This window comes from Curtobacterium sp. PhB130 (assembly GCF_003755165.1).
Lineage (GTDB): Bacteria > Actinomycetota > Actinomycetes > Actinomycetales > Microbacteriaceae > Curtobacterium.
Genome location: NZ_RKII01000006.1, coordinates 1,050,412 through 1,076,309, shown reverse-complemented (window position 1 = coordinate 1,076,309; position 25,898 = coordinate 1,050,412). Strand labels below are relative to the sequence as shown.

General features: G+C 71.1%; 17 protein-coding genes and 1 pseudogene. 5 read left to right on the top strand and 13 right to left on the bottom strand.

The window, feature by feature from the left end:
• Positions 1-6: 6 nt before the first annotated feature.
• From EDF24_RS05270 to EDF24_RS05250, 6 genes are read right to left on the bottom strand one after another with little or no spacing between them, the layout of a single operon-like run.
• A complete protein-coding gene (locus tag EDF24_RS05270) occupies positions 7-516 on the bottom strand; it encodes a hypothetical protein (RefSeq protein ID WP_123701330.1) in 510 nt (169 codons plus the stop codon).
• A gap of 47 nt (positions 517-563) precedes the next feature.
• Positions 564-1,688: a HAMP domain-containing sensor histidine kinase gene (locus tag EDF24_RS05265; RefSeq protein WP_123701329.1), complete on the bottom strand. Its 1,125-nt coding sequence runs from the start codon at positions 1,686-1,688 to the stop codon at positions 564-566.
• 5 nt (positions 1,689-1,693) lie between these two features.
• Entirely contained in the window at positions 1,694-2,347 is a 654-nt protein-coding gene (locus EDF24_RS05260) for a response regulator transcription factor (protein WP_123654538.1), read from the bottom strand.
• Positions 2,348-2,369: 22 nt separating this feature from the next.
• Positions 2,370-2,492: a hypothetical protein gene (locus EDF24_RS19470; protein ID WP_260233355.1), complete on the bottom strand. Its 123-nt coding sequence runs from the start codon at positions 2,490-2,492 to the stop codon at positions 2,370-2,372.
• 49 nt (positions 2,493-2,541) lie between these two features.
• On the bottom strand, positions 2,542-3,096 hold the full coding sequence (locus EDF24_RS05255; protein WP_185021562.1) for a DUF2231 domain-containing protein: 555 nt from the start codon (positions 3,094-3,096) through the stop codon (positions 2,542-2,544).
• 10 nt (positions 3,097-3,106) lie between these two features.
• On the bottom strand, positions 3,107-5,275 hold the full coding sequence (locus EDF24_RS05250; RefSeq protein ID WP_123654542.1) for an ATP-dependent Clp protease ATP-binding subunit: 2,169 nt from the start codon (positions 5,273-5,275) through the stop codon (positions 3,107-3,109).
• Positions 5,276-5,392: 117 nt separating this feature from the next.
• On the opposite strand from EDF24_RS05250, the pseudogene EDF24_RS05245 reads away from it, so the two are divergent.
• A pseudogene (locus EDF24_RS05245) lies at positions 5,393-6,511 on the top strand (heparan-alpha-glucosaminide N-acetyltransferase domain-containing protein); the annotation flags it as partial.
• An 84-nt stretch (positions 6,512-6,595) separates the two neighbouring features.
• Here the strand turns inward: EDF24_RS05245 and EDF24_RS19465 are convergent.
• The 4 genes from EDF24_RS19465 to EDF24_RS05225 all read right to left on the bottom strand — a co-directional run bounded on the left by EDF24_RS19465 (position 6,596) and on the right by EDF24_RS05225 (position 12,828).
• Entirely contained in the window at positions 6,596-7,993 is a 1,398-nt protein-coding gene (locus tag EDF24_RS19465) for an MFS transporter (RefSeq protein WP_123701326.1), read from the bottom strand.
• 102 nt (positions 7,994-8,095) lie between these two features.
• Positions 8,096-8,383: a twin-arginine translocase TatA/TatE family subunit gene (tatA, locus tag EDF24_RS05235; protein WP_395867408.1), complete on the bottom strand. Its 288-nt coding sequence runs from the start codon at positions 8,381-8,383 to the stop codon at positions 8,096-8,098.
• Positions 8,384-8,529: 146 nt separating this feature from the next.
• Entirely contained in the window at positions 8,530-10,014 is a 1,485-nt protein-coding gene (locus EDF24_RS05230) for a sugar transferase (RefSeq protein WP_123701325.1), read from the bottom strand.
• A 111-nt stretch (positions 10,015-10,125) separates the two neighbouring features.
• Positions 10,126-12,828: a glycoside hydrolase family 2 protein gene (locus tag EDF24_RS05225; protein WP_123701324.1), complete on the bottom strand. Its 2,703-nt coding sequence runs from the start codon at positions 12,826-12,828 to the stop codon at positions 10,126-10,128.
• A 232-nt stretch (positions 12,829-13,060) separates the two neighbouring features.
• Here EDF24_RS05225 and EDF24_RS05220 point away from each other — a divergent pair, with 232 nt between their 5' ends.
• Complete coding sequence (locus EDF24_RS05220; protein WP_123654551.1) at positions 13,061-13,480, top strand: pilus assembly protein CpaE; 420 nt, start codon at positions 13,061-13,063, stop codon at positions 13,478-13,480.
• A 48-nt stretch (positions 13,481-13,528) separates the two neighbouring features.
• On the opposite strand, the gene EDF24_RS05215 is transcribed toward EDF24_RS05220, so the two are convergent.
• The gene (locus EDF24_RS05215; RefSeq protein ID WP_148070802.1) at positions 13,529-17,719 is read right to left on the bottom strand and encodes a hypothetical protein; all 4,191 of its coding nucleotides are present in this window, start codon (positions 17,717-17,719) and stop codon (positions 13,529-13,531) included.
• 116 nt (positions 17,720-17,835) lie between these two features.
• On the opposite strand from EDF24_RS05215, the gene EDF24_RS05210 reads away from it, so the two are divergent.
• Positions 17,836-18,666, top strand: coding sequence for an aldo/keto reductase (locus EDF24_RS05210; RefSeq protein WP_123701322.1), 831 nt, complete (start codon positions 17,836-17,838; stop codon positions 18,664-18,666).
• A gap of 65 nt (positions 18,667-18,731) precedes the next feature.
• Here EDF24_RS05210 and EDF24_RS05205 read toward each other — a convergent pair whose 3' ends face one another.
• Positions 18,732-19,880: a class I SAM-dependent methyltransferase gene (locus EDF24_RS05205; RefSeq protein ID WP_243698160.1), complete on the bottom strand. Its 1,149-nt coding sequence runs from the start codon at positions 19,878-19,880 to the stop codon at positions 18,732-18,734.
• Between the two features lie 67 nt (positions 19,881-19,947).
• Here EDF24_RS05205 and EDF24_RS05200 point away from each other — a divergent pair, with 67 nt between their 5' ends.
• Positions 19,948-22,404: a M60 family metallopeptidase gene (locus EDF24_RS05200; protein WP_123701321.1), complete on the top strand. Its 2,457-nt coding sequence runs from the start codon at positions 19,948-19,950 to the stop codon at positions 22,402-22,404.
• Positions 22,405-22,410: 6 nt separating this feature from the next.
• On the opposite strand, the gene EDF24_RS19075 is transcribed toward EDF24_RS05200, so the two are convergent.
• Entirely contained in the window at positions 22,411-23,733 is a 1,323-nt protein-coding gene (locus tag EDF24_RS19075) for a right-handed parallel beta-helix repeat-containing protein (RefSeq protein ID WP_185021561.1), read from the bottom strand.
• Between the two features lie 175 nt (positions 23,734-23,908).
• Between EDF24_RS19075 and EDF24_RS19070 the strand changes: the two genes are divergently transcribed.
• Complete coding sequence (locus EDF24_RS19070) at positions 23,909-25,831, top strand: hypothetical protein (RefSeq protein WP_185021560.1); 1,923 nt, start codon at positions 23,909-23,911, stop codon at positions 25,829-25,831.
• Positions 25,832-25,898: the final 67 nt, after the last annotated feature.

The following is a 25,898-nucleotide window of genomic DNA, read 5'->3' as shown; positions in this document are numbered from 1 at the left end:
CCGGCATCAGCCGAGGTCCTGGGTCTGGGTGTCGGGTGCGAACTCGTCCGTGCACTCCTGCATGACCTCCTGGAATGCCGGCTCCTGAGCGCGGGCGTAGCCGTTCAGGTCGATCACGCCCGGCTTCTGCTCGGGGAAGTCCGCGTAGCCGTTCTCGCGGAGGCAGCTGGCGACCTCGGCGGACTCGCGCTCCCACTTCTGCATGTCCGCCTTGCTGTGCCCGGCGATTCCGGCCTGCTTCCTGCACGTGGCACCGGCCTCCGTGAACTCGTCGCCGTCGGCGCCGGACGGCGCCTGCATCATGCCGGACTCGGCCGCGGCGTCACTCGGGTCCTTGACGTCGAACCCGGCGTCGCGCATGCAGGAGCCCCACTTGGCCCCGATGCCGGCGCTCGCGTCGGCGACGGTGTCGGTCCCGGTGGACGTCGAGCACGCCGCGACGGTGAAGGGCAGGGTGCAGATGACGAGTGCGGCCGCGACCAGTGCGGTGCGGTGGCTCCGTGGTGTGTGCTTCATGTGACCAGCACACCGGAGAGGCTGTTTCGGCCCGTGTACCCGCCGCGTTACAGCGGCGAAACGTCGACCCGCACGCGCAGCCCGCCGTCGTCGCGAGCGGCGATCGCGAGTTGCCACCCGTGCGCCTGCGCGATCGAGGCGACGATCGAGAGGCCGAGGCCGCTGTGCCGGCCCGAACCGACTCGACTCGGGCAGCGACGGAACGGTTCGACCAGCAGCGGCGCGATCTCGCGGGGCACTGCCGGCCCGGAGTTCTCGACCATGAACCCGCGGTCGTCGGTGACGACCAGGACGAACCCGCCGGGCTCGTTGTACTCGACGGCGTTGCCGACGAGATTGGTGAGGAGCTGGCGGACGAGCGTCGGCTCACCGGTGACACACCGGACGGGAGGCTCGGATCGCGCCGTGTGGGTCAGCGTCACCTCGTGCTCCCGGCCGGTCTCAGCGAGGGCGGTGGTCACCTCGTCGGCGAGCGCTCGGAGGTCGATCGCCGATCCGGCGTCGGTCAGTCCGCGGTCCGCCTCCGCGAGGACCAGCAGCGACTCGACGAGGTGCTCCGTTCGGCGGTTCTGTGCCAGGAGCTCCTCGCGCGTGGCCCACAGCTCCTCGGGGCCGGCATGCTCGTGCAGTCCGATCTGCACCGCCGCTCGCTGAACGGCGAGCGGGGTCCGGAGTTCGTGCGAGGCCTGGGCGACGAAACGCCGCTGGCTCTCGAACGCGGTCTCCATGCGGTCGAGGAGATCGTCGACCGTCCGCGAGAGGCGCCGGAGCTCGTCGTCCGGACCACCGAGGTCGATGCGCTCGTGCAGGTTCGACGCGGTGATCCGGTTCGCGGTCGCCGTGATCCTGTCGATGGGGCGGAGCATCCGCCGGCTGACGAGCCACCCGAGCCCACCGGCGAGGACGCCCGCGCCGGTGACTCCGACCGCGGACCATCGCCACTGCCGAACGGCCACGACGCTCACCACGGTCGCGGCGGTCGCGGCGGTCGTGCCTTCCGTCGCCGACGTCGTGGGTCCGGACCCTTCGGATTCCTCGCGCTCCACCGCCACGGTGGAGACGGCGCCCACTCCCGCGAGGGACATCACGTTCGTGAACACCACGACCCCGGTCGCAAGGGCCATGGCGGCGAGCGCGAAGACGAGGGCGGTGCGGGCACGGATGCTCCACATGCGTCTCACAGGGCGTAGCCCCTGCCCGGCACCGTCCTGATCGGGTCCGGTTCGCCGAGCTTCTTGCGGAGCTTCGACATCGTCACCCGGACCGCCGCGGTGAACGGGTCGATGTTCATGTCCCAGACCTTCTCGAGCAGCTCCTCGGCCGAGACGATGCGACCGTCCGCGCGCAGCAGGGTCTCGAGGACCCCGAGCTCCTTCGAGGTGAGGTCGAGCAGCCGACCGTCCCGGGTGACCATGCGGCGGTTCGTGTCGACGACGAGCCCGACCCGCGACAGCACCGGCGCGACCGGAGCGACGGTGCGCCGTCCGAGTGCGCGGACCCGTGCGACGAGCTCGGGGTACTCGAAGGGCTTCGCGAGGTAGTCGTCTGCCCCGAGTTCGAGTCCGTTGACCCGGTCGGCCAGGGCAGTGGCCGCGGTGAGCATGAGGATCCGCGTGAGGCTCCCCCGTGCTGCGAGTCGACGTGCGACCTCGTCGCCGTGCATCCCGGGGATGTCACGGTCGAGCACGACGACGTCGTAGTCGTTCACCGAGAGGAGCTCGTCAGCGTGGTCGCCGCGGTAGGTGACGTCCACCGCCATGTCCTGCCGGGTCAGTCCCTTCGCGACGAGGTCCGCGAGCGGGACCTCGTCATCCACCACCAGTACGCGCACTCGTATATTGCACGTGATGTTCCTAAGCGTTGGCTGGATCGACATGCACGGCACCGGCCTGTTCATCGATCCGGACCACGAACTCGACGCAGCGGACGCCGGGGACGAAGGAGAACGGGACGGTGTCGATCGTGAGCTGGTCCATGCGCCGAGCTTCGCGAACCGACTGTTTCGCTGGCGTTACGCGGACGGCGTCAGACGTCGAACGGGACCTCGCCGGACCGGCTGACCCCGGCTCGCTGCCGGTACGCCAGGTGCCCTCCGAGGTAGCCGCCGACGCCGACGACCGCGAGTCCGGCGAACCCGAGCAGCTTGCCGGCGCCGTGGTTGCCGTGCTTCCGCTGCAGCCAGGACAGCCCGTACAGCGAGATGCCGACCCAGTTCACCGCCTGGTGCACCCATCCGGTCCGGAGCTGCTCGCGGTCGAGCTCGGACCAGTCGGCGTACCCGGCGGCCGTCGCGCTGCCCGAGGAGACCAGCCCGACGCCGACCAGCGTCTTCGCCGCCTTCGCGTTGCCCTTCCCGCCGAGCAGGTCGAGCACGGCGGCGGAGATCCATGCGCCGAGCGGGACCTGCACCATCAGCGGGTGCAGCGGGTGCCCGAAGGGGACGCCGTGCAGCAGCTTCCGCAGGCCTCGGGGGCGGACGAGGGCGTCGACGACCTTGCGGTCGATGTCGACGGCCTTGTCGAGCACGCTCGCGTGCTCGATGGACTCGGTGACGCGACGGATCGCGAGGATCTCCGGCATGCGCTGGACGCTACTCCTCGACGATCTCCGCGAGTTCGAAGGGTTCCACGACCAGCCCGTTGCCATCCTCGGCGACGTCCACCCGGACGGTGTCGCCGTCCCGGACGTCACCGGCGAGGATCGCGCGCGCCAGCTGGTCGTCGATCTGGCGCTGCATGAGCCGGCGGAGCGGACGTGCGCCGTAGACCGGGTCGTACCCGCGCTCGGCCAGCCAGCCCCGGGCTTCGGGGGTGACCGCGAGCTCGAGCCTGCGGTCCGAGAGCCGTCGTGCGAGCCGGTCGACGTACAGCGACACGATCTGCCCGAGGTCTTCCGAGGTGAGCGCCTGGAACACCACGATGTCGTCGAGCCGGTTGATGAACTCGGGGCGGAACGCCTGCTGCACGAGTTCGCGCACGGCCTCTTCGCGCTGCTCCTCGGTCAGCGACATGTCCGTCGTGAACTGCGAGCCGAGGTTCGACGTGAGGACCATGATCGTGTTCCGGAAGTCGACCGTGCGGCCCTGCCCGTCGGTGAGCCGCCCGTCATCGAGCACCTGCAGCAGCACGTCGAAGACCTCGGGGTGCGCCTTCTCGACCTCGTCGAGCAGGATCACGGAGTACGGGCGCCGCCGGACGGCCTCGGTGAGCTGGCCACCGGCCTCGTACCCGACGTACCCGGGCGGGGCACCGATGAGCCGTGCGACCGAGTGCTTCTCGCCGTACTCGCTCATGTCGATGCGGACGAGGGCCTTCTCGTCGTCGAACAGGAACTCGGCGAGTGCCTTCGCGAGCTCGGTCTTGCCGACACCGGTCGGCCCGAGGAACAGGAAGGACCCGGTCGGACGGTCCGGGTCGGAGATGCCGGCGCGGGTGCGGCGGACGGCTTCGGACACGGCCTGCACCGCGGTGCGCTGCCCGATGATGCGGCGGCCGAGTTCGCTCTCGAGGTGCAGGAGCTTCTCGGTCTCGCCCTGCAGCAGACGCCCCATCGGGATGCCCGTCCACTGCGCGATCACGGCGGCGATGTCCTCGTCGGTGACACTGTCGTTGACCATCCGGTCGGCCGACTCGGCCTGCTCCGCTGCGGCCAGTTCGGCCTCGATCCGGGGCTTCTCGCCGTACTCCAGCCGCGACACCGTCTCGAAGTCGGCTTCGCGCTGGGCTCGCTGCGAGCGCATGTTGAGCTCGTCGAGCTGCTGCTTCAGTTCACCGATGCGGTTCAGCGACGCCCGCTCCGCCTGCCACCGCGCCTCGAGTTCGGCGAGCCGTTCCTCGCGCGTGTGCAGCTCGTTCCGCAGGATCTCGAGGCGCGCCTTGGACGCGTCGTCCTTCTCCTGCTTCAGCGCGAACTCCTCCACCCGGAGCCGGTCCACGTTCCGCTTCAGCTCGTCGATCTCGACGGGGCTGGAGTCGATCTCCATGCGGAGTCGGGACGCTGCTTCGTCGATGAGGTCGATCGCCTTGTCCGGGAGCTGTCGGCCGGAGATGTACCGGTTCGACAGGCTCGCCGCGGCCACGAGGGCGGAGTCGTTGATCGTCACCTTGTGGTGCGCCTCGTAGCGCTCCTTGAGCCCGCGGAGGATCGCGACCGAGTCCTCGACGCTGGGCTCCCCCACGTAGACCTGCTGGAAGCGGCGTTCGAGTGCGGCGTCCTTCTCGATGTACTCGCGGTATTCGTCGAGCGTCGTCGCCCCGATGAGTCGCAGTTCGCCACGCGCCAGCATCGGCTTGAGCATGTTCGAGGCAGCGACGGATCCTTCTCCGCCGCCCGCGCCCATCAGCGTGTGCAGCTCGTCGATGAAGGTGATCACCTGGCCGTCGGACTCGTTGATCTCCTTGAGCACGGCCTTCAGTCGCTCTTCGAACTCACCGCGGTACTTGGCACCCGCGATGAGCGCGGAGATGTCGAGCGACACGAGGCGCTTGTCCTTGAGCGAGTCGGCGACGTCACCGGCGACGATGCGCTGCGCGAGTCCCTCGACGACGGCGGTCTTGCCGACGCCCGGCTCACCGATGAGCACGGGGTTGTTCTTGGTGCGGCGCGTCAGCACCTGGGAGACGCGCCGGATCTCGGCGTCGCGGCCGATCACGGGGTCGAGCTTGCCGCTCCGGGCGATCGCCGTGAGGTCGACGCCGTACTGCTCGAGGGCGGTCTTCTGCTGCTCCGCAGAGTCAGGAGCGCCCTGGAGGTTCGCCATGCGTTCTGTCCTTTCCTTGCGTTGGTCCTGAACTTGAGTCTACTGCACTCAACTTACGCCCGGCGGGCCGTATTCCGGGATACGTCCGCGAAACACCGGGAGCGGTGTGCTCTCCACATGATGAACCTCAACACTCGTCCACGGGTAAACGGGCTGGACGTCGCTCGTGGAATCGCCGTCCTCGGCATGTTCGCCGCGCACGTCGGTGCCGCTGCCACGCCCTTCACCTGGGCCGACCCTGCCTCGTGGTCCGCGCTCGTGCACGGCCGTTCGTCGATCCTGTTCGCCTTCTGTGCGGGCGTCTCCCTGGTGCTCGCCACCGCCGGTCGTGTCGACGGGCCGCTCGCGAGGGTGACGGACCGTCGACGTGTGGCCGGCCGGGCCATCGCGGTCTTCGCCCTCGGGGCGGTGCTGATGGTCCTGCAGACGCCCATCAACGTCATCCTCCCCACCTACGCCGTGCTCTTCGTCGCCGCTGTGCCGTTCCTGCGGGCCCGGCTCCGCACCCTCGTCCTGCTGGCGGGCACCTCGCTCGTGGTGGGGCCGGTCGTGGCCGTCGTCGGCGAGGCACTCACGGGTCCGGGGTCCGGATTCGTCGGCGACGTCCTCGTCCGTGGGTACCCGGCGGTCTCCTGGTGGGGCATCGTGCTCGCCGGGGTCGTGGTGGGCCGGGCCGGCCTCGAGCGGGGCCGTGCGCTCGCGCTCTTGCTCGTCGCCGGCACCGGGTGCGCCCTCGTCGGGTACGGCGGCGGGGTCCTCCTGCGCCTCGGCCTCGGGCTGGAGCCCCCGGCGCCGTCGACGTCGGTGAACGCCGCCGACCTCGGGGGTGACTCCGCAGGCGGCTCCTCCGTCGCCGTGCCCCCGGACGGCTCGGTCGCCCCCATCGCGACCGACGGGTCCGCGGGCGTCCACCTGGACTGGGAGCGACTGACCGGGCTCTTCCCGCACGCCGGCTCGACCGCCGAGCTGCTCGGCGGACTGGGCGTCGCGATGGCAGTGCTGGCGATCTGCTGTCTGCTCACCCGCCGTCGACGCCACGTCCTCGGCCCGATCGCCACCGTCGGCACGCTCGCGCTCACGCTGTACTGCGCCCACGTGGTCGCGTTCCGGATCTGGACGGCATTCGGGACCCCCGGCGCCGCGGAACCGGGCGGGCCGACGGGCGGTGACCCGGCGCCCCCGCTCGGCGGGTGGGTTCCGTTCCTCGTGCTGGCCCTCGCCAGCACTGTGTTCGCGGTCCTCTGGCGACGGCTCCGCGGGAGCGGGCCGCTCGAACGACTCACACGGTGGGCATCGCGGCGGTTCGACGACCCAGCGCCGTCAGGGCCGCGGCCGGTCCGGGTTCCGGATGCCGATCGCACTGACGACAGCCCCGGCGACCAGCAACAGCGCCATCACGACCACCGCGCGGTGCAGACCCGCGACGCTCATCTCGCCACCGAGCACCACGCCGGCGAGCGCGACCATCACGAGACTGGCGATCCGGGCGATCGCGTTGTTCACCGCTGACCCGACGCCTGCCTCGGTCTGCGGGACCGATCCGAGCACCGCGCTGGTCAGCGGTGTGACCATCAGGGTGATCCCGAGGCCGATGAGGACCAGCCCCGGGAACACCGCGGGCCAGTACCCGTCCGGCTGGCTCCCCACGGTCACCATCAGCAGCGCACCGATCGCGGCGATCGCGGGCCCGGCCGCCATGAACCACCGCGGACCGTACCGCCCGGCGAAGCCGCCGACGGTGGTGGACAGCAGCAGGAGCACCACGGTCGGCGGCAGCGTCGCGAGACCGGCGAGCCAGGCCGGGAAGCCCCAGACCTCCTGCAGGAAGAGCGTCACGACGAATCCGACCATCCCGAGCGCGCCGTAGATCGAGAGCGTGGCGATGTTGCCGACCGCGAAGTTCCGGGCACGGAACAGTCCGAGGGGCACCAGCGGGGCGCCGGTCGTCCGAGTCACGCGGAGCTCCCACGGCACGAAGGCGGCGAGCGCCACGGCGCCGAGGACGAGCGCCACGACGACCACGGGCGAGCCCCACCCGAGCCGCTCCTGCTCGATGAGCCCGAGCACCACGCCGCCGACCCCGACCACCGCGAGCACCGCCCCGACGACGTCCACTCGGGGGTGGTCCCCGGCGACGACGTCCCCGGAGATGCGCCGGACCAGCGGGATCGTCACGGCGATGGGGATCGCGGTGAGCACGAAGATCCAGCGCCACCCGATGCCGTCCACGATCAGGCCGCCGATCACCGGTCCGACGATGATCGCCGCGCTCGACCACGCCGTCCACGAGCCGATCGCCTTCGACTGGGCCGCTCCCCGGTACGCCGCGATGATCAGCGCCAGCGAACTCGGGGTGACGAGGGCACCGCCGACGCCCTGCAGCGCCCGGGCACCGATGAGGACCTCGCCGTTCGGTGCGATCGCACACACGATCGAGGCGATCCCGAACACCACGAGGCCCCACTGGATGATCCGGACGCGGCCGTACAGGTCGGACAGCGAACCCGCGACGAGGATCAACGAACCGAGCGTCACGAGGTACGCGTCGACGGTCCACTGCTGCACGACGAGCCCGCCGCCGAGCTCCTGCCGGATCGCGGGGAGCGCGACGTTCACGACACTCGAGTCGAGGCCGACCACGAACGACGCCAGGATCGCGACGACGAGCACCACACGCCGGTCGTCACGGAGCGGTGCGGTGTGGACGGGAGCAGTCATGCGCTCATCATGCGCGTTCCGGGCGCTGCGCACACGACGAAGCCCCCGTGTGGGATCACGGGGGCTTCGAGCCCGAAGGCTCGGTGACGGGGCGGGACCGGATCAGTTCCGGTGGTCGGTGGTGGCGTTCGGCTGAACCGACGGGCCCGGGTTCACGACGGGGGCCTGGTTCACGACCGGCTCGGCGGGGGCTGCCGGAGCGGCGGTGTTCTGGACCGTGGTGTCGGTGCCCTTGGCCTTCTTGTCGTCGATGTCCATCTCCTTCTTGAAGATGTTGATCGACTGGCCGAGCCCCTTCGCGAGGGCCGGGAGCTTGGTCGCACCGAACAGCAGCACGACGATGCCGAGGATGATCAGCAGGTGCACACCGGTGAGGTTTCCGAGCATCATGACTCCTTGGTTCTGGAAGTGGTCGCCGTCAGCGGGTCGTCATCGATCCGCCCGGCGGAAGCCGAGTTCGTCCCATCGTAACTCCCGCGGGCCGGGATGCCCAGGCCGCACTCCTGAACGGACACCGTTCGCACAGGAATTCACCCTCAGTACGCCCCGCGCGATCGCAGCACCGAGGGGATCGTCCTGGCGAGGATCACGACGTCGTGCACGAAGGACCAGTTCTCGACGTAGTGCAGGTCGAGCCGGACACCGTCGGCCCAGTCCAGGTCCGAGCGGCCACTGATCTGCCACAGGCCGGTGATCCCGGGGGTCACGAGCAGCCGTCGGTCGGCGAAGTCCTCGTAGAGGGCGACCTCACGGGGCAGCGCCGGGCGGGGTCCGACGAGGCTCATCGACCCGACCAGGACGTTCCAGAGCTGCGGCAGCTCGTCGAGCGACGTCCTGCGGAGGAACGCCCCGGCCCGGGTGACGCGGGGGTCGTCCTGCATCTTGAACAGCGGGCCGGCGCCCTCGTTCTGCGACCGCAGGGCGGCCATCCGGCCCTCGGCGTCGACGCACATCGTCCGGAACTTCAGGATCGAGAAGTCCACGCCCCCTCGCCCGACGCGCGTCTGCCGGAAGAGCACCGGTCCACCGTCGTCGAGCCGGATCAGCAGTGCGACGGCGGCCATCACCGGGGCGAGCAGCACCAGCCCGAGGCCCGCTCCGGCGACGTCGACGAACCGCTTGCCGAAGCGACGCCGGTACTCGGGCGTCTCGACGTGCATGAGCGGGAGCCCGTCGACCGGGCGCTCGTGCACCCGGCCCGCTGCGATGTCGGCGAGCGGCGAGGACACGACCAGCTCCACACCCCGGTCCTCGAGCTGCCATCCGAGTCGACGGAGTCGCTCGTGGCCGCCCGGCACCGCCCCGGCGATGACGACCGCCGGGACGCCGGTGGCCTCGGCCAGGGCCAGCACCCCGCCGACACCACCGAGGACCGGGACGACGGCGTCCCCGAGCTCGATCTCGGTCCCGACCGGCAGACAGTCGGTGACGACCGCGCGCACCCGGTAGCCGGCCCCCGGGCTGGCGGCGATGCGGCGCCCGACGTAGCGGGCGTCCTCGGCGTCGCCGACGAGCAGCACGTCCATGAGTTGCTCGCCGGATGCCCGGCGGCGTGCGAGCGCGGCCCGGGTGCTCTTCCGACCGAGCGCGAGCAGCAGGAGGCCGAGCGGAAGGGCGATCGCGACGTACCCGCGGGCGATGTCCACCTGGAGGGCGTACGCGACCACGGCGACCAGCGCCCCGGTCAGGAGGCTCGCGGTGAGGAGCCGGCGGTACTCGTCGCCGCCGACCCCGGCGATGCGTGGGTCACGGGTGCGGAACGTCGAGAGCAGCAGCATCCAGAGGACGATGATCGCCGGAGCGACGACGACCTCGAGCCAGCCTTCCCCTGCGATGCCGGTCGCCGCGTCCCAGGGGAAGCGCAGCAGGTGCGCGCCGCCGAACGCAGCGAGCAGCAGTCCGAGGTCGAGCGCGGCGACACCGAGCGCGCGACTGCCTCGGAGCCGAGCACCCCCGGCGCGGGCGGACGCGGGGGCGGGTGACGGAGCGGGCGACGGGGTGGGGTGGAGCGCGACTGACAACGGAGACCTCCTGCTGGCCACCGGCGCGACAGAGTCGCACCGGACGCCGGGTCATCACGGGTCACGACACAGGTCGGCGCCTCCCCAATATATCAAGTTGTATGTTGTATATCAACGGTCGAGGACGCGGTCCAGACTCCAGAGCACCGCGGTGCCGGTGAGCTGCGGGACGTCGGCCTCGGTGACCCCGCGCAGCCGGTAGGCCACCCGCTCCCCCGGCAGCAGCGTCATGAAGCCGCGGTCGACCGTGCCCTCGGGCCGGACCCGGTCCGGCTGCAGCAGGAGGTCCCGCACGAGCGACTCGGCCTCGACGACCAGGTCCAGGCCGTCGCCGTCCGCCGCCGGCGAGAACGCCGCCCGGTAGTGCGCCGGCTCCCAGCGCATGTCCTTGTCCGGCGCCGGTGTCCAGACGGCGCGACGCCAGTCCATGTCGGCGACGACGAGCTCGGCCGTCGGGTCGGCCACGACGCCGACCGACGACGGCAGCGCCACCACCGCGACCCCGGCACCGTCGAGGTGCACGGGGAGCTCGACCTCGGCGAGCGTGCGCCCGGACATGTCGATCCGGCGGACCCGCACCACGCTGTCCAGGCCGCGACGCGTCGACCGCACCGCGACCTCGATCCGCGACGCACCGGACGTCTCGATGACCGCGGTGTCCCCAGCGGCGGAACCCGCGGCAGGACCCGCGGCACCGGACCCGGCCATGTCGGGGACGGGAAGGGACGCGGTCACCTGCTCCGAGCCTCCCGGCCGCCCTGCCGTGTCCGCGACCGGACCACCCACCGCGACCGTCACGTCGGACGCCGGCCGGATCGTGAGCAGCACGTCGTCGTAGAGCCGACGCAGCTCGTGCGCCAGCGGCTTCAGCCGCCCGGCGGAGTCGATCGCCGACCACGACGAGACCGGCCACAGGTCGTTGAGCTGCCAGACGACCACGCCGGTGTTCCGCGGCCAGTGCGTCCGCCAGTGCTCCACGCCGGTCGCGATCGCACGCGCCTGCTGCAGCTGGGTGAGGTAGTGCCAGCGGTCGAAGTCGGTGTCCCAGCCGGTGCCGAAGCGGGGCGAAAGGCCGTTCGCGAGCTTCGCCATGCCGGAGGCGGCCTTCTGGTGGTGCACGACGCCCGGCGAGGTCGGCGTCATCGGCTCGTCCGACACGGCGTCACGCAGCGTGCGCCAGGCCGGCGGCGCCTGCCAGCCGAACTCGGAGACGAAGCGCGGCACGGAGTCGCGGTAGTGGTCGTCGGACTCGCGGTTCCAGACGTCCCACGAGTGGTGCGTCTCGTGGTCGACGTCGTTCGCGAACAGCGACTCCGAGCCGGACCACGGCGATGCGACCGTGTAGAAGCGCGACGGGTCGACCGCGTCGACGATCGTCGGCAGCAGGTCGAGGTAGTAGTCGAGACCCCAGCCTCGGTCGCCGAGCACCTCGCCCCAGCCGTCGGCGTCGTGGAGCCAGATGTTCTCGTTGTTCCCGTTCCACAGCACCAGGGACGGGTGCCGGGACAGCCGGGCGACGTTGTCACGCGCCTCGGCGACGACCTCGCTGCGGAGCGGTTCGTCCTCGGGGTAGGCCGAGCAGGCGAACGGGAAGTCCTGCCAGACGAGCAGCCCGAGCTCGTCGCAGACCTCGTAGAAGTCGTGCGACTCGTACACGCCGCCGCCCCAGACGCGGACGAGGTTCGTGTTGAGCGACGCGGCAGCCGTGAGCCGGTCCTCGTAGCGCGACCGGTCCACCCTGGACACGATGACGTCGTCCGGGATCCAGTTCACGCCGCGGACGTCGATGAGCGTGCCGTTGACGTGGATGTTGAACGGGCGGCCGATGTCGTCGACCGCGGTGTCCACCCGGGTCGACCGGAAACCGGTGCGGAAGGTGTGCCGGTCGAGGACCTCGCCCTCGACCGTCTGCAGCTCGACGAACACGTCGTAGAGGGGCTGCTCGCCGTACCCGCGCGGCCACCAGAGCCGGGCCTCCGGGATCCGGACCGTGACGACGGTCTCGTTCTCCTTCGGGGTCACCTGCGCCCGCGAACGCTGCCGGGTCTTCGTGCCGTCGGCGGTCTCCCCCGCGACCGTCACGACGAGCACGAGGTCGTCGTCCTCGCCGTCCTGGTCGAGGTCGTTCATGCCGGAGCGCTCGAACGCGATGTGCGCGTCGAGGACGCCCTCCCCGGCCTCGACGTCCACGAGCGGGCGGACGTCGCGCAGCCGCGCGGTGGACCAGCGCTCGATCGCGACGGGACGCCACGGACCGCTCGTGACGGCGGTCAGCCCCCAGTCCCAGCCGAAGTTCGACGCCATCTTCCGCACGTACGGGAACGGCTCGTCGTACGGGCCCGGCATCGCGCCGGCCCGGGCGGCGACGCGGCCAGCCTCGCGGTACGGGGACTCGAAGAGGATCTCCAGGTCGCGCTCCGTCCGCGCGTTGCTGCCGTCCGTCACGTCGCGGAGGTCGAAGCGGTAGCGGCGGTGCATGTTCCGCGTCGCGCCGATCTGCACGCCGTCGAGGGTCAGTTCGGTGACGGTGTCGAGGCCGTCGCAGACCAGGTCGACGCGCTCGTGGCCGCGCGGGTCCACGTCCACCGAGCGGCGGTAGGTCCAGTCGGAACGGCCCACCCACTTCGCGGCGTCCTCGTTGCGGTCGAGGGTCGGGTCCGGCAGGAGTCCCTCGCGCTGCAGGTCGGTGTGGACCTGGCCGGGGACGGTCGCGGGGATCCCGGCGGCAGCTCCGGCCGGTGCGCCGGCCGGCGCGTTCTCGCGCACCATGGACACGGTCCAGCGGTCGCGGAGTTCCTCGCGGTCGAGGGTCATTGCGGTCCTTCTCTTCAGCGGGCCGCTGGTGCGGTCAGCCGCGGTCGGGGTCCGGCGCTCGGTCCGTCCCGGGGCCGGTTCGTACGGCCTGGAGGCACGGCACCGGTCGTCCGGGCGTCGTCGCGTCGCGCGCGCGGAGCGTCGGGCGATCCGCGCACGAGGGGTGCCCCGCGATGCTAGTACGGGTTGCTTTCCGGAACATATGCACGGGCGACCGTGGCAGGTTGGGGTGGTGATCACCGTCGAACTCGCCAAGACCCTCCGCGACGCAGGACTCCGCTGGCACCCGGCGACCGGCGACCGGTTCGTCATCGACAAGCCCGGCGTCGACGACGACGTCTACACGGTGTCGGAGATGACCGTCGAGCGGCACGACCACCCGACGGGCACGACGCTCGGCTTCAACGGGACGACCGAGTGGGCGCTCGACTCGGTGTCCGCGGAGGAGTCGCTGTGGCTGCCCCGCGAGGACCAGCTCCGCGAGCTCCTCGGGCCCTCGTTCGTCGGGCTGACGCGGGTCGCCGCGGCGTCCCGGGTCGTGTACACCGTGACGATCGCGCTGCGGGGCGAGGACCGGACGTTCGCGGCGGCGGACCCGGCCGTGGCGTACGGGGAGGCGTTGGCGGCGTACATCGCGGCGGCGCTGGACTGACACCACGACGGAGGACACCCGCTCGGGGTGCCCTCCGTCGTCAGTCGATCAGGAGCGCGGCGTCGTGATGTCGTCCCCTTGTCGACGACGCCGGACGTACACGAGCAGCGTCAGTCCTGCCAGCAGGAGCACGATGCCCGCGGGGAGCACCACCGCGGTGATCTCCGACCCGGTGAACGCGAGCTCGTCCGGTTCCGTCCCCTCCACCTGCTGTGGTTCCAGCTCGGCCTTCGCCACGGTGCGGAGCTCCTGGGAGAACACCCACACCCGGCCGTTCGCCACGGCCGCTGCACGCGTCCGCACGCCGGACTGCGTCGTGTCTGCAGCACCAGGAGCTTCGACGGTCTCGCCGTCAGCCCGCGTGACCGAGCCCTTGACCCGACCGACGGTGACGACCTCGCCCCGCTCGGCGTCGCCCGCGGTGACGGTGTGCGCGGCACTGCTCGCACAGGCGGTGCTCGCGCCGGGCTCGAGCGTCGTCAGCTCGCACGTCAACGGCCCGGTCGAACCGGTGCGCTGGACGTCGTCCACCGTCGTGTTCCCGGTGTTCAGCACCTCGTAGCGCATCGCGACCTGCTCGCCCGGACGGACCGCGCGGCCCTCCGGGATCGGGGACGGCTCGCCGTCGGACCCGAGGAGCACCGGTTCGCCCGTCAGGTCGAGCGCGCTGCCGGCCGTGAGGCCGACGCGGACATCGGCGCGGTCGGTGACCCGTCGCCCGTCCGGTCCGGTGGCCTCCAGCACGGCCGCGATGGTGACCTGGCCGTGGTCGATGTCCGACTGGGTCAGGACGTGGTCGGGCACCGTGCAGTCGATCGTGGCTCCCGGCGTCACCGACCCTGGTGCGCACTCGACCGTCATGTCAGCGAGCTCGACGACCTCCGTGTGGGCGTCACGGAGCGTGACGTTCCCGGCGTTGGTGCCGCTGATCGACGCCGAGACGTGGTCGCCCGCCTTCGGGTCGTCGGTGCGCGCACGCTCCGTGTCCGCCAGGTGCGCCGTCAGGTCGAGCGTGACCGCAGCCGATCGCTCGATCGCGACCGACGCGTCCGACTCGGCCGTGACGCGGCTCCCACCGGCAGCCGTCGCCGTGGACCGGACGGTGAACCGCGCGGTGCCCGCGTCGACCTCGTCCTGCGTCACCGTCGTCGACGAAGCGCACTCCGCCGAACCGCCCGGAGCGATCGCGTCGGCCGGGCAGGTCACGACCATGCCGTCGCGTCCCTCGACCAAGCCGTCGAGGTCCGTCGCCGTGACGTTCCCGGTGTTCCGGACCGCCACCCGGAGCGCTGCCGTGTCACCGGCGACCGGGTGTTCCCGACCCGTCGACTCGAGACGGGCCGAGGTGCTCGCGGCGATCGAGGCCGCTCGCACGATGGTCGTCTCGGTCGATGCGGTTCCCTCGACCCGGGTGCCACCGGCACCGGTGGCCGACCCGACGACCTCGAACCGGACGGTGCCGGCGTCGACGTCGTCCTGACCGAGTTCGTACGCGGTCACCACACAGGTCAGTTCCTCGCCGGGTGCCAGCGCACGACCGGGGCACGTGACGTCCATGCCCTTCCGGTCGCGCACCGCGCCGTCGACGTCGACGACCGTGACGTTGCCGGTGTTGCGGACCGTGATCGCCACGGTGACGCCGTCGCCGGCCCGCGGGACCTCGTGCTCGGAGGCGTCGAGGACACTCGTCGCGGACACTGCGACGTGCGGAGCACGAGCGAGCTGGACCTCGGTGGCGTCCGTGGCGGAGGCAGTCCCACCGGACGGCGTCGCGGCGGTCATGCTGACGTCGAAGCTCACCCGCCCACGGTCCACGTCGGCCTGCGTGAGCCGATGGTCGTCAATGGTGCAGGTGACCTCGGCACCGGGGGCGATCGCGCCGTCGGCGCACTCGACGTCCATCGACCGGCCGTCCACCTCGCCGGTCAGGTCACGGAGGGTGACGTTGCCCGAGTTCCGGACGGCCACGTGGAGGCCGACCGCGTCACCCGCGACCGGGGCGGCTCCGTCGTCGGCGAGGGCCGCGGTGACGGTGGCCACGATGCCGTGCTGACGGTCGAGCGTCACGGTGGCGGAGTCCGATGCCGACACTGCCTGTCCCTTCGGCCCCGTCGCCGAGGCGGTCGCCTCGAACTGGATCTCCCCCCGGTCCAGATCGTCCTGCGTCAGGACGTGACTCGGCAGGGTGCAGGTCGCAGGAGCACCGGGCGCGAGTGCGCCGGCGGGGCAGTCCGCCGCACCGTCGCGACCGCGGAGGACGCCGCGCAGGTCGGTGAGGGTCACGTTCCCGCTGTTGCGCGCCGCGATCGTCAGCGCGACCTCGTCGCCGACGGCCGGGGCCTTCCCGGCCGTCTCGAGGACGGGCGTGATCGTCGTGGCGAGCGCCGGAGCCTGCGTCTGCGTCTCCTGGGTCGCGGTCGCGACAGCGGCGACCGGCTTCCCGGCGGTGTCGACGGCGGTCATCGCCGCGTGGAACACGACGGTTCCGGCGTCGACGTCGCCCTGTGTCACGCGGTGCGCGCCCTCGAGCGCGCAGGTGATCGTTGCTCCAGGAGCGAGCTTGCCCGTCGGGCAGTCGACGGTCATCGTCGGTTCACCGTCGACCCGGACCGCGATCCGGTCGAGGGACACGTTCCCGTGGTTCCGGACCTCGACCGCGAGCCGGACGTCGTCGCCGAGCGCGGGTGCTCCGCCGGTCGTCACGGGCGTGACGGTGAGTTCGGCAGCTGATGCGGACGGGGTCGTGGACACCGTCGCCGCGGCGGTGGCCGAGACCGGAACGCCGAGCCGCGAGGACGCGGACGCGGTGACGGCGTCCTCGACGGATCCACGGTCCACGTCCGCCTGCGTCACGGGCCGGGCAGCGGTGACACAGGTCGCGGAAGCGCCGGGGGTGAGTTCCGAACGATCGCAGCTCACGGCGCCCTGCGTCCCGGAGACGTCGAGGTCGTGCACGAGCACGTTCCCCGCGTTCTCGACGACGGTGCGGAAGGTCATGGTCTCACCGAGGTCCGCGACGGCGTCTCCGTTGCCGCCGCCCAGCGTGATCTGCTCGTCGGCGCGCAGCTCGTTGCGCTCGGGAGCGAAGGTCACGCTCGACGCGGCGGGGGCGTCGAGCCCGACCCGCTTCGTGACCGCGTCCGGGGCGACCGTGTAGGTGCCAGCGGTGGCGGCGGTCACGTCGAAGGTCACCGTGCAGTCGGGCGCGTCGATGGCGAGGCCACCGCTCGCGCCCACCGCGCTGGCACCCGCGTCGACGTCGAGGGTCGGCGCCGCGCACGTCGTGGCGGTCTTCGGATCGGCCGCGACGGTCAGGCCGGCGGGCAGGGTCTCCGCGAAGGACCACCCGGGCTTCGCGCCGTGCTCGCTGGTGTTCACGACGCGGACGGTCATCCGCGCGGTGTCGCCGACGATGGTGCCGGTGGAGAACTCGTTCGCGAGGGTCGGTGTCGAGTCGACGATCGTCACGCGGTCGAAGGCGCCGTCGTTGCCGTCACCGGAGCCCTGCGCGTTGCGCAGCCGCCAGCGGAGGCTGTCGCCGGAGAACAGGACGCCACCGCTCGAGACGAACTCGCCGCCTCGCACGGATCCGTGGTCGCTCGACCGCGGGTCGGTACACGGGTCGAGCGGCCGGTCGGACACCGGACGCTCGGTTCCGTCATCGACGAGCAGGAAGTCCAGGAGCGGATGGTTCGAATGGCAGTTCTGAGCCGCTGCGGACACCCCGAACGACACGAACCGTCCGGACTCGCCGAGGGAGAACGCTTCACGGGACTCGATCTGGATCCGGTTCGCGCCCGGACTCGAGCCGTCGGTGTAGGCGCTCACGGCATGGTTCGTCGCGGGATCGGTTCCGCTGATCTCCCCGAGTGCACCGGCGAGGGAGCGGAGGCCGGCGTTCGCGGAACAGCCGGCCGTGTCGGAGCTCGACCGGCTCGTGATGATGCCGTTGCACCACGCCGACGAGAGCCACTGGGGATCGGCAGCGTAGGTCTCGCCCGTCGCGCCGACGTACTTGTCGAGCATCCTCGGGGAGGACCCCATCCCGTGCTCGAAGTCCTCCACGAACAGCACCCGCGGGTCCTTCCCCGTGATGGCGCCCGCGGCGGATGCACCGCGAACGGCCGACGGGTTCGGTGCGGCAGCTGCGGTGAGCGGGGTACCGAGGGCCGCGAGGAGCCCGAGGGCGGTGGCCGCCGAAGCGGCGCGAGCAAGCAAGGGCAGAGCGAGTGCAGTCATGGGTCCTTCATCCGTGGGCAACCTCAGGAGAATATCAGTATTCTGCATACGAACGCGCCGCGCCCGGCTGAACGTCCCCGGAATGACACTCGGGGGTGCGCTGGTTGTCTGGGGTCATGACCGTTCCGAACATCACCCTCAACGACGGCAAGACCATCCCGCAGCTCGGCTTCGGCGTCTTCCAGATCGACCCCGCCGACACGAAGGACGCGGTGCTCACCGCGCTCGAGGTCGGCTACCGCCACATCGACACCGCCGAGATGTACGGCAACGAGAAAGAGGTGGGCGAGGCGATCGCGTCGTCCGGCATCCCGCGCGACGAGATCTTCGTCACCTCGAAGCTGAACAACGGCTTCCACGCCCCCGAGGCGGCGCTGGAGAACGGCAAAAAGTCCGCCGAGCTGCTCGGCGGCTACACCGACCTCTTCCTCATCCACTGGCCGCTCCCGACCGTCTCGGACTTCGTCCCGACGTGGAAGGCCTTCGAGGAGCTCTACGCCGCCGGCACCGCGCGCTCGATCGGCGTCTCGAACTTCAACGCACACCACCTCCGCCGCCTCATCGCGGAGACCACCGTCACCCCGGCGGTGAACCAGGTCGAGGTGCACCCGTACCTCGCGCAGGACGACCTCCGCGCGGTGAACCGTGAGCTCGGCATCGCGACCGAGGCCTGGTCCCCGATCGCGCAGGGCCTCGTGCTCGACGACGCGACGATCACCCGCATCGCCGCGGCCACGGGCAAGTCCCCCGCGCAGGTCGTGCTCCGCTGGCACATCCAGCGCGGCGACATCGTGTTCCCGAAGTCGGTCACCCGTGCCCGTGTCGAGGAGAACTTCGCGATCTTCGACTTCGAGCTCTCCGACGAGGACATGACCGACATCACGACGCTCGACAAGGGGCACCGGACGGGTCCGGACCCGGACACGTTCGACTACGTCCCGGAGTAGTCCCGGCATGCGGAGGGCGGCCGCGCAGTGCGCGGCCGCCCTCCGTCATGCCGTGTCCACGTCGATCAGGACCGGCGGGACGCCGTCACGGTGAAGCGGTCGGTCCGGGTGATCTGCCGCGTCGGGCCGACGGTCTTCTCCAACACCGGCCGGTACCGCAGGTGCGAGTTCCAGACGCACCACAGTTCGCCACCGGACTGGAGGATCGTGGCCGCGTTCCGGAACATCGCCTCGGCCGCGTCGGTGCTCACGGTGGTGTCCGCGTGGAACGGCGGGTTGCACAGCACCAGCTGCGCGGACCCCTCGTCGAGCTCGTCACCGGCGTCACTCCGCACGGTCCGGACGCGGTCTCCGACCCCGTTCAGGTCCGCCGTCATGCGGGAGCTCGCGACGGCGACCGCGGAGACGTCGGTCGCGATGACCCGGAGACCCGGGCGGCGCCGGGCGATCTCGGTCGCGATCACGCCGTTGCCGCTCCCGAGGTCGACCGCGACCCGGGCGGTGGGGACCGCGGCGTCCATCTCCCCGAGGAGCACGCGGGTCCCGAGGTCGAGCGACGCCCCGGCGAAGACCCCGCCGTGCGCGGCGATGGTCATCCCGAGCTCGTCGAGGTGCACACGCCGCGGCCACGGGTCGGTGATCGCCGCGCGGTTCGCAGCCGCACGGAGCGGGTCCTGCGCGACGAGCAGCCGGGACTTGCCACGACCCCGGGACGCGGCGACCTCCCCGAAGGACCGGCGGAGCACGTCGTTCTGGGAGAGCGTCATGTACTTCGTCCGGCCGCCGCAGAGCAGCACGACGTCGGGCGCGGCGAACCGGGCGACGGCCCGGGCGACCTCGTCGAGGCGGTCGTGCGACTTCGAGAGCCGGAGCAGCACGAGTCGGGCGTCCGTGAAGGCGTCCTCGTAGGTCTCCGGGTGGTGGAACCCCCGTCGTCCGAACGTGCCGGCGATGGACTCGAGCGCACGCTCGCTGACGAGCGAGTCCTGCACGACGCGGACGTCGTCAGCACCGTGCACGGCGAGGACTCCGAGCGTCAGCACGCCGCGCTGGTCGTCGACCACCGTGACCGCACCGGGGTGCCGGAGCGCGTCGCCGTGCACGTGGGGCGCCTCGTCGAGGAGGAACCGATCGGTGCCGTCGATGGTGATGAGGTCGGGCCCGTCGTCGTCGGGCGTCCGTCGGAAGAAGTCGGCGAAGTCGAACGCGGGCACCGGTGCAGCGTAGCCCGTCGAGCCTGGCCTCCTCGACGGCATTGTCAATATGTGAAATACTGAGTGAATGCCGATTTTCTTGCTCCGTCGCGGTGCCACCGTCGCGCTCGTCGCCGCCGTGACGGCGGCGGTCGTCTCCACGATCGTCGTCACCGTCGCGTCCGCGAGTGCAACGGCGTCGCTGGAGTCCGCCGAGGACGGCCCGCTGCCCACCTCGATCACGCGGAGCGAGGACGGCCGGTCGACCACGATCCTCGTCCACGGACTCGGCGACCCGGAAGCCGAACGGATCCGGGAAGGCCGCGGAATGCGGCACAGCGCGCTCCAGCCGACGGGGCGGTTCGTCCGGCACGGCCAGCCGGTCACGGTCGACGTGCCGATGGGATCTCCTGCGATGCACGTCGTGATCGGCCTCGACGGCAGGTACGCGGCGTTCAACGACGGCGCGGACCGTGGGATGGAGTCGACCCGACTGTCACCGGGCGCGAACACGGTCACGGCGGATCGAGACGGCATGGTCTTCCTCACGAGTACCGCCACGTCGGGCTCCGCGGACGTCGAGGTCACTGGCGGCCAACCCGTCCCGGTGTTCATCGCGGGACAGACGTCGAACGAGGACTTCCTGCGCGACTTCGAACGCTTCCCGGACGCCCCGATGGTGACGATCATCGGGGAACGGGTCTTCGGTGACTTCCAGGCGAGGACGGCTTCCGCGATGACGACGTCCGACCTGGCATCACGAGTCCACGACTGGGACCGGGTGATCGAGGTCACGAACGACCACCACGGACTGCTCGACGAGGGCGTCGGGTCGGCCCGCAAGGCGCCCCACCGCATCTACGTCGCCTCGCCGGACTCGGGCGCCGGGTACGCGAGCGCGAGCCACGACCGGATCGTGTTCCAGGTCGACACGGGCGCCGCCGCCGAGCTCTTCACGATGCGCGCGGGGGACCTCTGGGGGTTCTGGCACGAAGTCGGACACACGTACCAGCCCCCCGCCTACAACTGGAAGGGCATGGTCGAGGTCGTCAACAACGTCTCCGCGCTCGATGTCCAGGCGACGGTGTTCGGCGCGAATCGTCTCGACGGTCAGCAGAGCGCCATCACGCGGTTCTTCGCACAGCCCGTCGAGACCCGGAGCTTCGCGGCCGAGGAGGACGTCTGGGTCCGGCTGCTCATGTTCGACCAGCTCCGCCGCGCATTCGGGCAGGAGTTCTACCCGTCACTCGACCAGGAACTCCGCGTCCGACTCCGGACCGGCGAGGTGGGCCTCCGCGACGACGCTGCGAAACAGCAGCACTTCGCGAGCATCGCGGCGCAGATCGCCGACCGCGACCTGCGCCCGTTCTTCCGCCAGTGGGGATTCCCGCTCGACGCGGACACCGCGGCGTCCATGGCCCGGCTTCCTGCCCTCACGACGCCGATCTGGCACAACACGCGGTCGGCGGACACCGTCCGTGAACGGGATCTCCCGACGTACGGTGCGCCGACCGGCACCGCCGAGCCGGTCACCGAGCGCGCGACGGTCGGGCAGCGGCAGCTCGGGACCGCGCCGAGGGCCACCGACCTCGGCAACACCGACGGGACCGGCGCGACGCGGGTCGTCGGCCATGCGCTCGAGGCGGACGAGCCGGGCGTCGGGCACGCGCTCGTCGTGCTCCGCAACGACCGCGGGATCCGAGAGACCGTGTCCACGCCCGTCGACGTCGGCGCCGGCAACGCGTTCCGCTTCCGAGGCCTCAGCGACCGGACGATCGGGTGGCTCGCACTCGACCCGCTCGCCAGCGCGCTCCGCTTCGTGCAGGTCACGGGCTCCCAGGCGCACACCGGGTTCACCGGCGAGGAGTACGTCGGCTTCACCCTCCGTGACGCCGACGAAGCGCAGGTCCTCGGGGAGTGGACCATCCGCGGCGACGAGTCCGGCGCCGTCGTGGCGGCGTCGTTCGCGCAGCGGTACGAGGAGGGACAGGTCCTCGAGATCCGACATGCCGAGCCACGGTCCCGACTCACCGCGTACCGCGACGGCGACGAGCTCCCCGGCCGTTCGGATCGCGTCCAACGCTTCCGCATCGTCGACGACCGGATCGAGCCGATCGTGGACGCGGCCGTGCGCGTCCTGCCGGTCGACGCGGTGGAGCTCGCGCGTGGAGCAGACACCGCGGTGCCCCTCGGCATCGTCGCCGGGCGAGAACTCACCGAGCTCCGGGCAGACCTCGTCGTCGTCGCCCCGGACGGCACCGTCTTCGCAGCGGGACAGTCGACCCTGACCGGGGAGTACCGGAACCCCGGCGAGGGATGGCGGCCCGCGTCGTCGATGACGCTCCGGAACGGAAAGCGCTCCCCCGACGGACGTACGATCTCGTTCCGGCTGGACACGGCCTCCTCGTTCCGACTGACCCAGGGAGCCGCGGCGCGGTGGAGCCCGCAGGTGCACACGCCGGAGGACGCCGTCGCGGGCGAGTTCGGGATGCGGTGGGAGCTCAACGGCACCACTGACGGCGGATCGGTCCGGCTCGGCGTGTGAAACCGATCACCGGGTGATCCGGGCTCGACCGTCCGCCTCCGGGACGACGGCAGCGCGCAGGGCGTTCCCGCGGACCACGAAACGGTTGTCCGGACTGCCGAACCGCAGCCCGATGCGCACCCGCGGTGACGTCGAGTCGATGCGGTTGGCCAGGATCGAGCCGTCGTTGGCACCGGCGGCCACGTCGATGCCGACGGATTTGCCGGACACCTCGGCGATCCGGTTGCCACGAACCGTGACGGATGCGTTCGAGTGCTCGATCCGGATCGCTTCCCCGACGCTCGACGTGACGGTGTTGTCGGCGACGAGCAGCCCGCGGGTGAGCTTCACGAGGATCCCGGCAGCATCCGTACCACCCGCGCCCGTGACGGTGTTGCCCGTGACCGACCCGGTCGCCCGGGGGGCCGTCGACCCGACGGTGCTGCCGGCTCCACTGACCACGATGCCGGAACCCGCAGGGAGCGCGGCCGTGCGCGTGATGCGGTTCCCGGCGATCACGAGGCCGGTGGGAGCGACGTCGGTCTGCGCCCGGTTCGTCGCCGACTTGCTCGGGACTGCCGCGATCCCGACGCGACATCCGGTCACGACGTTGTCCCGGATCTCGACGCCGTCCCCGGCGTGGGTGTCGATGCCTTCCCACGCCGGCACGCCGCTCACGTGGTTGCGGAGGATGCGGACGCGGGCGGACCGGCGTGTGACGCTCACCACTGCGGTGGCGTCCCGGGTCACCGTGATCCCGTACGAGTTGACCCGGCCTGCCGGTTGACGGACGTCGGAGATCGCGGTGTCCTGCACGATGGCGTCCTGCACCCCGAGGAGTGCGACGCCCGCGTACCCGACCGCGGCGATCGAGGTCTTCTCGAGCAGGAACCCCGAGCAGTACTCCACGTGGACGCCGTCGTGGGGCAGCTGGCGGAGCCGCCCCCCGGACACCCGGACGTCGCTGATCGGTGCGGCACGGGTGCCCATCACCGCGATCGCGTGTGCGTCCCCGCCCGTCGAGGCACCGACGCCGTCGATGACCGGGTCGGTGATCCGCGCTCCCGAAGCGGTGACGAGGATCGCCGTGGCGTCCGCACCCATCCGCAGCGCACCGCTCCCCACGAAACGGATCGTCACGGCGCGACGGACCACGAGGCTCTTGGTCCGGGCTTGCGGGGTGCTGATCGTGAGCACGCCACCGGCTGGCAGGGTGTCGAGCCGACGTTGGAGCGCATCGACGCCCGGCTCCTCACCATCGGCAACGAGCGGGACGAACCCACCGACGAGCGAGGCGGCCCCGACCACGGCCACCACCCCGGCACCGATGAGCAACTGCCTGCGGAGCAAGCGATGTCGAGCATCCATCTCGGTCTCCCTCTCTGGAATCTCAGAATACCGCTCATCACCATGGCGATATTCGCTGAATAATGCGAGGAGAAATGTTGAATGCAAATCCCCGCGACTCGGCGTGTGAATGTGATATGTTCCCTGCGCATTCATCCTTGACGAAGAGAGAGCACCAATGCAGAAGTCCCAATCGTCCCCGCGCGCACCGCTCGCTCTCGGCATCGGGGCGGTGGTGATCGCGACCGTTGCGAGCAGTCTCACCGCCGGTGCCGCCTGGGCGGGCGAGTCCCGCGCAGCCGATGCGCAACAGGTCGGCCCGCTGGTCACCGAGACGTCGTCGTTCGCCGACAGCCCGGCGTTCAGCGCCCCCTCCGCCGGCACCGTCGGCGGAGCGGTCGCCGCGAACCGTGCCAGGACCCTGGCGGAAGCGCGGGCAGCGGCCACACGCTGGTTCATCCCGGCGCCCGGGTCCACGACCAACGTCCGGCCGGTCTCGGCTCCGGGCCGGTGCCTGACGGCTGGCTCGACGACGATCGAGAACTCGTCGCCGGTGACGCTCCAGAACTGCGTCGCCGGCGCCCCCGCCCAGCAGTTCACGCTCGCCGCCAACACCGGGTCGAACAACCCGATCGGCACCGGTCTGCAGTCGACGTACAACGGTGGCTTCCTCGGTCTGTACAACACCGACAGCGTCATGCGCCTGCAGTCCCAGACGGTCGCCGACCGGATCCCCACGCTCGACGACTTCGTCGGGGCGTTCAGCGCCGACCTCGACCGCGTGGACGTCCTCACCAGGACGGCGTACATCTCCGGCTCGGGCACCCCCGACGCCACGATCCTCGTGAACGGCGGGTCGCCGGTGACGGTCGCGAAGGACGGCAGCTGGTCGACGTCGGTCCGCGGACTCGACCTCGGGAAGAACACGATCCAGGTGGAGCAGTACGAGGGCTCCGTCAAGACCGGCGACGTGGTGCTCGACGCCGACCTGGTCGCCGACGCGCTCACCTTCGACGCGACGTTCTCGGGGAACCGCGATGCCCCGGTGATCGCCTCCGGCAAGGCGCACCCCGGCGCCGAGGTCTCGCTCTTCGACGCGTCCGGCAAGCAGATCGGCAGCACGGTGACGGCGAACCCGATCACCGGCGCGTGGACGACGACCATCCCTGCGCCCAACCGGGGCGGCGGGTACGCGGTCACGGCGGCGCAGTTCATGGACGGCGTCCGCGACTCGGCGCACGACCGTACGCGGTCCGTCGAGTACGGTGCCGCCGTCACCGTCACGACGCCCGCTGACGGGTCCTCGCACGCCGGTGGTCCGCTCAGGATGACGGGCGCCGGTGAACCGGGTTCCGCGATCGAGGTCCGCGACGTCACGAACGGCGGGAACTCCTTGGTCGGCACGAGCAAGGACGGCGTCCTGCCGAACAAGAACTGGTCGCTCGACACCACGGACCTCGACCGTGCGGAGCACGTGCTCCGTGTGGTCCAGAAGTCCAAGGGTGCGAACACGACCGTGGCCGAGGTGACGATCAACCCCGGCGAGACCGGCGGACTCGCGCCGGTGACCCTGGTCGCACCGACCACCGTGACACCGGGCGTCGTGAACACCTTCCGCGGCACGGCCGAACCGGACGCCACCTACGAGGTGGTGAACGTCTCGGGCACCCCGATCGTCGATGGTCCACTCAGGGTCGCCAGCGATGGCACGTGGACGTTCGACCGCACGATCAGCTGGGATGCGAAGCAGTTCCAGTTCCGGATCGTCCAGACGAAGGGCGACCAGACCGATCGGTCAGAGCTGTTCGTCATCGCTGCGAACGCCGGATTCGCCCCGGTGACGGTCACCAACAAGACGGTCCTGCCCGGTGAGCTGAACACCTTCACCGGGACCGGCCCCGCGGACGCCGAGTACGAGGTCCTCAACGCCTCGGGCAGCCCACTCCTGCCGGGCAAGCGCGACATCGACAGCAACGGCAAGTGGTCGTTCGATCGTGACGTGTCGAAGGGCCAGCTCGGCTTCAGCTTCAAGTTCCGCATCACGGTCGACGGCTCGTCCTACACGACGAAGCTCTTCACCCTGCCCGCGAACACCCGCTGATCCCACCACCCACCCCGGGGCCGCCGTCCGACCGACGGCGGCCCCGTCCCACGCTCGGAGCACCTCA